Genomic DNA, 10,201 nt, shown 5'->3' on the forward strand with positions numbered 1-10,201 from the left:
CACCTTCGCCAAGGTGGGCCGGGCCTTCCCGTCCTCGCAGGTCTGCTCGGCCTGCGGATTCCGGGACGGCCCCAAGCCCCTGCACGTCCGGCAGTGGACGTGCGGCGAATGCGGCACCGTGCACGACCGCGACCACAACGCAGCCCGCAACGTCCTCTTCGAAGGACGCCGAACCGTCGCCGCCGGACGGGCGGAGACGCCAAACGCCTCGTGGAGCGCCGGTAAGACCAGGACGAAAGTCCCGGCACAGCGCGGTGAAGCAGGAAGCCCCCGGAAGGGTCAGACGACCCAGGCCGGAATCCCTGGACTTTAGACCAGGGAACACGTCAAGTCTCCGTGGTTCCTCCGGCCTCCGGGGCCTCGGCCTCCGTGGTCGTGCCGTCGCCGAGGTAGGTCTCGATGTGGCCGACGACGGCCCGGTCCACCTCGTCGGGTGTGCCGGTGCGCAGCGTGGTCAGGAGTTCGTGGTGCTGGCGGGGGATCTCCTCGGGGGAGGCATGGGCGGGGGCGTCGCGCAGGAAGTAGGCGCGGACGCGGGGCTGGATGGTGCGCCAGATCTGAAGGGTCTGGGTGTGTCCGCCGGCCTCGATGACCGCCTCGTGGAACGCCACGTCGAGGTCGGCGAGGCGCGCCGCGGACCGCGCGCCGCCCGCCGCGGCGTCCTGCATCTCGCCGACCAGCCGCTCCAGGCGGTCGAGCAGTTCGGGGGAGCGGTTCGCGGCGGCGTCGCGGAAGGCGAAGCGCTCGATCGTCAGCCGGATCGGGACGAGGACCTCGCGGACCTCGCGCTGGGAGACCCCGGCGACCACGGCGCCGCGGTACGGGTGCGTCACGACGAGCCCTTCCTGCTCCAGGATCATGATCGCTTCACGGACGGGGCCGCGGCTCACCCCGGACCTGGCCGAGATCTCCCGTTCGACGAGGCGGTCGCCGGGCTTGATCTCGCCGGTCGCGATGGCCTGTCGCAGCTGGTTCACGATCCAGTCGCGCCGCGACGGGGGCAGTGCCGCCGTCGGCATCGAGCTCGTCATGCGTTCTTCGTCCCGTGTGCCGGTCCGCCGGGTGCGGACGTCTGCGCCTCACGGTAGTGCACGCCGTGGTCAACCGTAGATGGTTGACCATCTGCCATCTGGAGGGTTACGTTCTGGACATCCGCCCGCTTCCGTCCGCGGCCTGGCAGCGGGCGGTCGATTCCGCGGCGCCGCACCGGCCGTGCCCGGTCCGCGGCGGAGCCCTCGCCCCGGCGCCCAGGCCGCTCGGCCACGAGCCGGCTCGGCGCCGTCCCCCTCAAGAAAGCGAAGCCCATGAAGATCCGTGACATCCGTGCCGTTGGCCTGCGGGGCGCGACCCCGGCGGGCGGGTGGCAGGAGGAATTGCGCCACGACGATGTGGTGCACACCCTGGTGGCGGTGCACACCGACGACGGCGTGATCGGCATCGGGAGCGTCTTCACCAGCGAGGCGCTGGTGCGCGGCGCCCTGGAGGTCCTGCGTCCGCTGCTGATCGGCGAGGAGGCGACGGAGCCGGAGCGGGTGTCAGAACGGCTGCACCGCGCCACGTTCTGGATGGGCCGCGGCGGCTCGGTGACGCACACGATCAGCGGCGTCGACACCGCCCTGTGGGACGTGCTCGGCCAGGTGACCGGCCAACCCGTCGGCCGACTGCTGGGCGGCCGCTACCGCGACCGCGTGAGGCCCTATGCGTCCCTGCTCATGGACCGGCCCGAAGTCCTGGCGGACCGGCTCCGGGCGCTGGCCGGCCAGGGCTGGACGGCATTCAAGATCGGCTGGGGGCCCTTCGGCCGGGTCAGCGCCGCCCTCGACGAGCAGATCGTGGCCGCGGCACGGGAGGCCGTCGGACCCGACGCGATGCTCATGGTCGACGCCGGCGGCAGCGACAGCGCCTGGTCGAACGGCTACAAGTGGGCCCTGCGCACCGCCCGCATGCTCGACGAGCACGATGTCGCCTGGTTCGAGGAACCGCTGAGCCCCGACGCCCTCCAGGACTTCGTCCACCTGCGCCGTGAGGCACCGGTCGCGATCTCCGGCGGGGAGGTGCTGACCCGCCGGCAGAGCTTCCACCCGTGGTTGGAGGCCGGCGCGTGGGACATCGTCCAGCCGGACGTGACGAAGGTCGGCGGCCTGAGCGAGCAGCGCCGCATCGGCTGGGCCGCGCACGACCACGGCATCCGCCTCATCCCGCACGGCTGGAACACCGCCATCGGCCTCGCCGCCGACCTCCAGCTCGCCTCGGCCCTGCCGGACACCGACCTGATCGAATACGTCACCGGCTCCCCCTACGTCGACGACCTCACCGTTGAACCCTGGCGGCTGGACGAGGACGGCATGCTCGCCATCCCCGACGCCCCCGGTCTCGGTGCCCGCATCGCCCCGGACGCGCTGGCCCGCTACGCCGACGCGGATGCCCTGCTGCGGCCGTGATGACGGTCGGGCGGTGGTGACGAGTGGTGGGCCGGTGAAGACACGTCACCACGGCCGACGTAAAGGCCACATGTCCCGGCCGTCACCACGCTCTGCCAAACCCGAAGGAAGAACAGCGATGCAGAACGACATCACCCTGATCACAGGAGCGGCATCGGGAATCGGACGGGCCACCGCCCTCCACCAGGCGTCGGCCGGGCGCCCCGTCGCCCTGATCGACCGGGACGAAAACGGCGTGCGGGAGGTCGCCGCGGAGGCGGAACGGCTGGGGTCCCCGGGCGTGCTGCCCCTCGCCGCCGATATTTCCTCCGAAAGCGCCGTCGCGGAGGCTTTCCAGAACTGCGTCGCCGCCCTTGGCGTTCCGGCGCGTATCGTGGCCAACGCGGGCATCGAAATCTCCCGGAAAGCCGACGAAACCGCCCTCGCGGACTGGGAGAACGTCATCCGCGTGAATCTCACCGGCACATTTCTCACCTGCCGGGAGGCGATTCGCCACCTTCTCGGCATCCCATGTCCCGGCTCGATCGTGTGCGTCTCCTCGCCGTCCGCCTTCGTGGGATTCGCCGGAGGAGCCAACAGTGCCTACGGAAGCTCGAAGGGCGGCATTTCGGCGATGGTCAGGGCACTCGCCGTCGATTACGCGGCGTCCGGAATCCGCGTCAACGGCGTGGTTCCCGGCGCCACGGCGACACCGCTCCTCGACGCCCTCCCGGGCGATCCCGACGGCATCGCCGCGCGCGCGAAGCAACAGATCCCCCTCGGCCGCCTCGCCCGCCCCGAGGAGATCGCCGAAGCCGTCGACTGGCTCCTCGGCCCGAAGGCCAGTTACGTGACCGGAAGCCATCTGTTCGTCGACGGCGGACTGACCGCCCGTGGCGCAAACGACTTCTGAACGCGCGACGACGCGCACCAACGAGTACCGCCGGCCCGTCGGGGTACCGCCGCGGCTAAGGGCTTGCAGGGAAGCAACACCTTGATTCCCTGCAAGCCCTTAGCCTGGCGGCATGGAAAGAATCCTGGTCAGCGCGTGCTTGCGCGGGGTGCCCTGCCGGTTCGACGGGCGTGACAAGGCGTCGTCGGGGACCGAGGAAGCGGTGGCCGGTCGCGAGGTCGTCTCCTTCTGCCCGGAGGTCGCGGGTGGGCTCGCGACACCGCGGCGTCCCGCGGAACTGGTGGGTGGCGACGGCCACGATGTGCTCGACGGGACGGCGCGGGTCGTCGAGGACACCGGGCGTGATGTGACGGCAGAGTTCGTGGAGGGAGCACACCGCGCACTCGCGGCGGCGCGGAACGGCCGTTGCACCGAGGCGCTGTTGATGCCGCGCAGTCCCTCGTGCGGACGCGGGGCCGTGTACGACGGGTCGTTCGCCGGCGAGCTGGTACCGGGAGACGGCGTGACGGCGGCGCTGCTCGAACGGAACGGGATCACCGTGCGACCCGCACCCGGAGCATGAAGCCCCGCCACCCCGGCGTTCCATCGGGGTGGCGGCGGGAGGGAAGGGAAGTCAGCCCCTCCGTGTGGCGATCAGCGCCTCGGCGTGGAGGGTCTGCGTGAACTGTCCGCTCGGGTTGAAGTCGATCAACGCCGTGCGCAGGTCCCGTTCGAAGGCGTCCTTCCGGTCGCCGAGCCGGGCGGGGGTGAAGGAGGAGTGCGAGAACTGGAGGCCGATGAGATCGTCGAGGGTGTGGTCGACGCGGTACGTCCAACGCTCGGCAGTGACGGACGGGAAAGGGGAGCGGAGGAGAATGTCGCGGTGTGACTGTTCCTGCTCCCGGTAGGTGCCGTTCTCGCCGCGACGGGACGGAGCGAGGTACCGGTTCCGTATTTCGGAAACGATTCGGGCCCATTCCGTCTCGGGCGGTTCCATGGAAGCGATGACCACCCCGCCGTGGTGTTTGACGAGCAGGTCGAGGTCGGTGAGGACCTGCTCGCGGGACATCCAGTGAAATGCTCTGCCCATGACGCAGAGGTCCAGCGGAGGCAGGCCCAGCGCGCGCAATGCGGAGGAATCCCCTTGCCGCCACTGGATATTGCCGCGATTCTGGCGCTCGGCCGTCATTTTCCCTTCTTCGAGCATTCCTGGTTCCGGGTCCACGGCGATCACCCGAGCGACCAGTGCGGAAAGCGGCAGGGCAATGGTGCCCGGCCCGCATCCGAGATCGAGGGCTGTCTGGGTCCCGTTGAGCGTGAATCTCCGGGCGATCGAGTCGTACATGTCCCGCGGGTACAGCGGCTGACAGCGGGCGTAGTACGGCGCTGCCGAGGCGAAGAGGTCACTCGGAGCGGAAGGCATGGCGATCCTCGTCACGACTGCTGTCGGAGGGCGGACAGGTCAGGTGGCGGGCGAGCCAAGCGGCTCCGTCCGCCTCGGCGGACGCCGCGTCGCCCTCCGGCCCGGTAGTGGGTGGGCGGTGGCGCACGACGCCGGTCAGGGCACGGGCGATGGCCGGGCCGTCGGCCTCGGTCACCGCCACGTTGATCCGGGTGGCCGCGGCCCGCAGATGTACCCGCTGGTCGTCGAAGTCCCGGATGCCGGGGACGGCCACGGTCGGCACCTGGGAACGGGCGAGTTCTTGCACGGTGTTGTAGCCCGCGTGGGTGATGGCTGCGGTCGCGTGCCGGTAGATGTCGTAGGTGGGGCCCAGATAGGGGGTCACCCGCACCGGGCCGGGGATGCCGGGCGGGACGCCGACCGTGCCGTCGAAGTGCGGGCCGGTGAGCACCAGGACGTCGACGCCGTCCGGGGCGTGGCGATGGGCGTACTCCCGGATGCCGTGGAGAGCGGCGGTGAGAAAGCCGGGCGCGTCGGTATGGCCGCCCCCGCCGGCCACCACCGCGATCTTCATCGCCGGGCCGGCGGCCGGCCAGGGGGAGCGGTGGCCGAGCAGACGGCGCACGATGTGCGGCACACCGACCAGGCGCACCCCGTGCGCGGTCTCCACCCGCCCCTCCTCGCCCAGCAGGTAGACCCTGCTGATGGCCGGGGTGTGGCGGGCGACCCAGGCCGCGGGATCGGGCCGGTTGCGTTGGAAACGGTGGACGAGGAACTGCCGGCAGCCGAGCCGCGCGGCCCGGTGGTACAGCTCGCGCTGGACCGTCACATCGTGCAGCACCACATCGTCCGCCCGCAGCGCGCCGGCGACCAGTGCCCGGGCGAGGCCGTGGTCGACGGCAGGGCCCGTGCCGTGCAGGGGCTCGCCGACCAGGCTGTCGGCGTCGGTGGGGACGACGGTCTGCGGGAAGCCGTAGTCCTCGATGAGGCGCTGGGGGCGCTCGGTCAGCAGCAGGGAATCCCACCCCAGGGCCCGCAGTTCGGCGTGGACGGCGACCAGGCGGGAGACGTGGCCCAGACCGCGTCCCCACGTGAAGGAGACCACACGGCGGTTCATGGCGGACCTCCTACGAGGGCGGCCGGTGCCGGGCCGGCGGCGGGGAGGTCCAGGGGCGCTTCGGTGTCCTCGGCGGGCGGTCGCAGCGGGGTCACGGTCGCGTATCCGGCGGCGAGAAGGGCTGCTTCTCCTCCGCTGCGTTCCTGGCGTGCCCGGTGGGAGGCGCGCAGCAGGCCGGGGCCGCAGCGCTGGACGGTGAAGAGGGTGTCACCGTGCGGTCCGAGTCCCGTGCGCAGCACGCCGGCGAACCGCGACAGGGGCACATTCGGCACATTGAGGTTGAGCAGGAGCGGCGGGCGCCCCGGCGCGGCGGAGAGCACGCCCGGCAGGACGAGCGTGAGGGCCCGCAGCGCCGTGTCCCAGTGGTAGGGCGCGCCGTGACCGAGGGAGACGGCGACGGCGGGTCTTCGGTGGCGGGCGGCGGTGAGCGCGGCTCCCACGGTGCCGGAGTGCAGCACGGCCGGGCCCACGTTCGTGCCCGGGTTGATGCCGGCCAGGACCAGATCGGGGGAGGCGCCGAAGGCCCCTTGGCAGGCGGCCGTGACGATCAGGCCGGGCGGGGCGGCGACCGCGTGGACGGGCACGTCCGCCGGCCCCTCCAGCGTGGTGCGGCGGATGGCCACCAGCCCGTCGGCGGCGACCGCACGACTGGTGCCGCAACCGCTCTCGTCCCCTTCCGGCGCCGCCACCACCACCTGATGCCCCATGCCGTGCACATGGGCCGCGAGGTGGCGCAGCCCGGGGGCGGCCACCCCGTCGTCGTTGGTCACCAGGACCCTCGCGCGCGCCGTCATGCGTCAGCCGCCGATCATCGACATGCTGCGGTCGGGGCGGACGAAATCGGGATGGTTGATCTTGTGTCCGGGCCACTTGTGCCACAGCGCCTCGCGGATCAGCTTCTCGACGCCGGCGTCGTCCGCGCCGGACCGCAGTGCGGCGCGCAGATCGGTCTCCTCCAGGGCGAACAGGCAGACGCGGAAGGCGCCCTCGGAGGTGATGCGCATCCGGTTGCAGCTGTCGCAGAAGGGGGCGGTCACCGAGGGGATGAAGCCCAGCGCGCCGGGGGCGCCGTCGGCGAAACGGAAGGCGGTGGCCGGCTGCGGGGTGTCGTGGGCGACGGGGGTCAGCTCGTAGACGGAGGAGACGGCCGCCAGCGTCTCCTCGGCGGGCATCACCTTCTCCCGCTCCCAGGTCCGTTCGGCGTCCAGCGGCATGTACTCGATGAAGCGCACGTCGTAGCCGCCGTCGTGCGCCAGGCGCGCGAAGTCCACCGCCTCGTCGTCGTTGGTGCCGCGGATGACCACACAGTTGATCTTGACGGGGTCGAGCCCCGCCTCCTTGGCGGCCTTCAGTCCCGCGGTCACCTTCTCGAAGGCGTCCCTGCGGGTCATCTCCGCATAGCGGTGGCGCATCAGGGAGTCGCAGGAGACGGTGATGCGGCGCAGCCCGGCCTCGCGCAGGGGACGGGCCAGCCGGTCGAGCAGCAGCCCGTTGGTGGTGATGGAGACATCCACGTCGTCCAGCGCGCACACCCGCTCCACGATCTCGACCAGCTCCCGGCGTACGGTCGGCTCACCGCCCGTGATCTTGAATTCGCGGACGCCCAGGGAGTGGAAGAGACGGGCCAGCCGGTCGATCTCGTCGACGGTGAGGATCTCGTCCTTCTGCAGCCAGGGCAGCCCCTCGGCGGGCATGCAGTAGGTGCAGCGCAGATTGCACTTGTCGATGACCGATATGCGCAGGTCGCCTGCGACACGGCCGAAGGTGTCGATGAGCGGGCCCTGGGTGGGGGCGGGACCCGGATCGCGCCAGTCGCTCTTGGGTGCGGTCATGGCTGCTGCTCCTTTGCGTGAGGGGGGACGGGACGCCCGGCGATCAGCTCCCGGAAGCGTGCCAGCACCTGGTCGGGGGTCAGTTCGGAGGCGTCGATGTGGTGGACGGGGAGACGAGCGGACAGTTCTTCGGCCACGTCCTCGAAGCACTGCGCCACCAGCGAGACGTAGGAGCTGGTGAAGGAGCGTTCCAGGACGCGGTTGCGGCGCCGCAACCGCCGCATCAGCACATCGGTGCGGGCGGTCAGGTGCACCACCGCGGCCGGCGGTGGCAGCGCGGAGGTGAGCAGATGGTGGTAGCGGTAGTAGGTCTCGTACTGCCGGTGGCTCAGGGCGCCGCCAAGGCGCAGCGCCTTGGCGTAGGCCAGTGAACTGTGCACGTCCTGGTCCAGGACGCCCTCGCTGTGCGTGCGCAGGTTCTGGAGCACCCGCAGGAGCAGGGTCTCCATCTGGCAGAAGAAGGCCGAGGCGGCGTCCCCGCGCAGATAGCGGCTGAGGTAGTTGTCCCGGCCCGGCCCGCGGGTGACGGGAACGATGTCGCGCACGTGGTGGGTGTGCGGGGCGTGGGCGGCGTGCCGTTTGAGCAGGGTGCTCTTCCCCACCGCGGGCGGGCCGAGGACCACCACCGCGGCCGGTTCGTCCTCGCGCCACATCCCCGGGACCGGATCGATCAGCCGCCGCGCCGCGCGTTCGATGTCGGACAGTGCCGTGGGTTCCGCCACCTCCTCGGCGGACAGGCCGAGAAACCGGTCGAGTTCCTGGCGGAGGCAGTGCGCGGCGGCCGGATCGAGGTCGTCCTCGGCGAGCGACTCCACCGGCCTCCAGCGCAGATGCGGTCCTGGCGGTGTGCGCGGGCCGGCGTCGCGCTGCCGGTGGGCGAACACCCGCAGATCGTGGGCCACTTCTCCGTCGGGGCCGGGCGGCAGGTGCAGTTCGCTCAGGTAGTGCAGTTGGGCGGCCGGTACCCGGACACGGCAGGCGCGGTGCGCCACGGAGGCCGCGGTGCGCCGTGCGGTACTCCCCGCGGGGACGACGGCCCACGGCAGGCCGGGGCGCCCGGAGGCGGAGTCCGGCCGGGAGAGCAGGACGCGGTCCCGGCCGTCGAGGACGAGGCAGGCGGCGCGGCGGTGGTCGGGGCGATGGCGGGGCGGCACCTCGGTGAGCATCACAGTCCTCGCGGGTCGGTGGGCTGGAGCAGGGGGGAGGGGGCGGCGTCGGTGAGCGGCGGGGGAGCCGCCCGGTCGTGCGCCAGGCGTGCCAGGGCGAGGAGGGCCACCCGCTCGGCGAAGGCGACCGGGTCCACCGTCCGCCCGGCCCGCGCGGTCGTCTCCCGCGGCGGCAGCAGCCACGAGAAGCGGACATCGCCGCGGATCAGTACGTCCCGCACCGCGGCCTCCGGGTCCGGCACGTGGTCCGGCAGGCCGGCCCACACACGGAAGTCGGGTCTGCCGTCGCCGGTCGTCCACGAGACTCCCGGCCCCGGTTCGACCAGGCCGCGCAGCCGGCACGCGGGCGACTCCGTCACCCACAGCTCCCCGCCGTCCGGGTCGGACGCCGGCGCCGGGGGCCCCCCCAGCCACCAGCCCCGCTCCGCGGCCCGGCCGGGCCCGGACGGGCGCTGCGGCGCCAGGATCTGCCCGCGCCACGCGCGGCGGGCCAGATCGGCGCGGAGCCGGTCGGCCGGGACGGGGAACAGGGAGGCCGCACGCCAGGACGGCACGCTCACCCCCTCGGGCAGCGCGGCCACCACCCGCCAGCTGCGGAGGGGAGAGGACGCGATGTTCTCCAGCAGGACGCGGTACGAGGCGGCCGGGAACCGTACGCCCCCGCCAAGGTGGGGCTGCGCTTCGACGAGCCCGGTCAGGACGAGCAGCCCCACTTTGTCGTCCGGCTCGCGGACGGGCGCGGGCCACGGGGCGCGGCCCAGCACGCCGACGTAGCACGTCCGGCCCGCCACGGTGAGGGTGCCGGAGGCGGTCGCCGGGTCCTCACCACGGGCGAGACACCGGCCCAGACGTGCCCACAGCGGGCGGAGTCCTGCTTCCCGGTGCGGGCGCACTCCGGCGGACGGGCCCAGGGAACGGGCGCGGGCGGCGGAGTGCGGCCGCACCGGGCGGCCCTGCCGGCAGGCGGCGATCTCGCGGTCCAGCTCGACCAGCGCCGAGCCGAGCCGCGCCCGCAGCAGCAGCGAGAACAACCCGATACCGGACAGCGCCGGCATTCCTTCGGCGGGCACCTCGTCGTGGCGGCTGGTGAGGACGGCCGGTCCGGGCTCCGGGTCGGTGGCCAGGCCCGGACGTATCTCACGCAACCGTCCCCCGTACTGCGCGGCGGAGTACCCCAGGCGCCCGGCGAGCAGATCGTCCAGGTCGCTCGCGGTGACGGCCACTTCGATGTCCGGGACACTGCGCGGCGGCTCCGTGGTGAGGCTGCCCTCCGGGTGCAGCCGGACCGTTCTCTCCGCCACGGGAAGGGCGTCCGGCCCCACGGCCACGAAGCGGTAGCGGGTGTCCCGCAGGCGGCCCGCCGCGCCCGCGG

Annotated in this window: 10 protein-coding genes and 1 pseudogene; 4 read left to right on the plus strand and 7 right to left on the minus strand. The window is 72.5% G+C overall.

From position 1 onward, the window contains the following. Positions 1 to 313: zinc ribbon domain-containing protein (locus AC51EU_RS21980; protein WP_496268747.1), on the plus strand; the 313-nt coding region annotated here is incomplete at its 5' end. Between the two features lie 13 nt (positions 314 to 326). Here the strand turns inward: AC51EU_RS21980 and AC51EU_RS21985 are convergent. Further along, entirely contained in the window at positions 327 to 1,031 is a 705-nt protein-coding gene (locus AC51EU_RS21985; protein WP_496268748.1) for a GntR family transcriptional regulator, read from the minus strand. Between the two features lie 273 nt (positions 1,032 to 1,304). Here AC51EU_RS21985 and AC51EU_RS21990 point away from each other — a divergent pair, with 273 nt between their 5' ends. The 3 genes from AC51EU_RS21990 to AC51EU_RS22000 all read left to right on the plus strand — a co-directional run bounded on the left by AC51EU_RS21990 (position 1,305) and on the right by AC51EU_RS22000 (position 3,895). Further along, positions 1,305 to 2,441: a mandelate racemase/muconate lactonizing enzyme family protein gene (locus AC51EU_RS21990; RefSeq protein ID WP_496268749.1), complete on the plus strand. Its 1,137-nt coding sequence runs from the start codon at positions 1,305 to 1,307 to the stop codon at positions 2,439 to 2,441. A gap of 118 nt (positions 2,442 to 2,559) precedes the next feature. Beyond that, positions 2,560 to 3,333: an SDR family NAD(P)-dependent oxidoreductase gene (locus tag AC51EU_RS21995; RefSeq protein WP_496268750.1), complete on the plus strand. Its 774-nt coding sequence runs from the start codon at positions 2,560 to 2,562 to the stop codon at positions 3,331 to 3,333. Positions 3,334 to 3,445: 112 nt separating this feature from the next. Beyond that, positions 3,446 to 3,895: a 2-thiouracil desulfurase family protein gene (locus AC51EU_RS22000; protein ID WP_496268751.1), complete on the plus strand. Its 450-nt coding sequence runs from the start codon at positions 3,446 to 3,448 to the stop codon at positions 3,893 to 3,895. Between the two features lie 51 nt (positions 3,896 to 3,946). On the opposite strand, the gene AC51EU_RS22005 is transcribed toward AC51EU_RS22000, so the two are convergent. The 6 genes and pseudogenes from AC51EU_RS22005 to AC51EU_RS22030 all read right to left on the minus strand — a co-directional run. Continuing rightward, positions 3,947 to 4,657, minus strand: a complete 711-nt coding sequence (locus AC51EU_RS22005; RefSeq protein ID WP_496268752.1) for a class I SAM-dependent methyltransferase — start codon at positions 4,655 to 4,657, stop codon at positions 3,947 to 3,949. 58 nt (positions 4,658 to 4,715) lie between these two features. Beyond that, the gene (locus AC51EU_RS22010) at positions 4,716 to 5,831 is read right to left on the minus strand and encodes a glycosyltransferase (RefSeq protein ID WP_496268753.1); all 1,116 of its coding nucleotides are present in this window, start codon (positions 5,829 to 5,831) and stop codon (positions 4,716 to 4,718) included. Further along, positions 5,828 to 6,625 (minus strand): 5'/3'-nucleotidase SurE, encoded by a 798-nt coding sequence (gene surE, locus AC51EU_RS22015; protein ID WP_496268754.1) that lies wholly within the window; start codon positions 6,623 to 6,625, stop codon positions 5,828 to 5,830. Before surE ends, AC51EU_RS22010 begins: the two co-directional genes overlap by 4 nt. A 3-nt stretch (positions 6,626 to 6,628) precedes the next feature. Next, on the minus strand, positions 6,629 to 7,663 hold the full coding sequence (gene moaA / locus AC51EU_RS22020; protein ID WP_496268755.1) for a GTP 3',8-cyclase MoaA: 1,035 nt from the start codon (positions 7,661 to 7,663) through the stop codon (positions 6,629 to 6,631). Continuing rightward, on the minus strand, positions 7,660 to 8,829 hold the full coding sequence (locus AC51EU_RS22025) for a deoxynucleoside kinase (protein WP_496268756.1): 1,170 nt from the start codon (positions 8,827 to 8,829) through the stop codon (positions 7,660 to 7,662). The genes moaA and AC51EU_RS22025 overlap by 4 nt, the downstream gene beginning before the upstream one ends. Beyond that, positions 8,829 to 10,201 (minus strand): annotated as a pseudogene (locus tag AC51EU_RS22030) (hypothetical protein); the annotation flags it as partial. The pseudogene AC51EU_RS22030 and the gene AC51EU_RS22025, both read right to left, overlap by 1 nt.

This window comes from Candidatus Streptomyces philanthi, assembly GCF_059553635.1.

Bases quoted from the DNA above. Each gene is read 5' to 3' on its own strand.
- AC51EU_RS21985 (WP_496268748.1), bottom strand. From the start codon at position 1,031: ATGACGAGCTCGATGCCGACGGCGGCACTGCCCCCGTCGCGGCGCGAC.
- AC51EU_RS21990 (WP_496268749.1), top strand. From the start codon at position 1,305: ATGAAGATCCGTGACATCCGTGCCGTTGGCCTGCGGGGCGCGACCCCG.
- AC51EU_RS21995 (WP_496268750.1), top strand. From the start codon at position 2,560: ATGCAGAACGACATCACCCTGATCACAGGAGCGGCATCGGGAATCGGA.
- AC51EU_RS22000 (WP_496268751.1), top strand. From the start codon at position 3,446: ATGGAAAGAATCCTGGTCAGCGCGTGCTTGCGCGGGGTGCCCTGCCGG.
- AC51EU_RS22005 (WP_496268752.1), bottom strand. From the start codon at position 4,657: ATGTACGACTCGATCGCCCGGAGATTCACGCTCAACGGGACCCAGACA.
- AC51EU_RS22010 (WP_496268753.1), bottom strand. From the start codon at position 5,831: ATGAACCGCCGTGTGGTCTCCTTCACGTGGGGACGCGGTCTGGGCCAC.
- surE (WP_496268754.1), bottom strand. From the start codon at position 6,625: ATGACGGCGCGCGCGAGGGTCCTGGTGACCAACGACGACGGGGTGGCC.
- moaA (WP_496268755.1), bottom strand. From the start codon at position 7,663: ATGACCGCACCCAAGAGCGACTGGCGCGATCCGGGTCCCGCCCCCACC.
- AC51EU_RS22025 (WP_496268756.1), bottom strand. From the start codon at position 8,829: ATGCTCACCGAGGTGCCGCCCCGCCATCGCCCCGACCACCGCCGCGCC.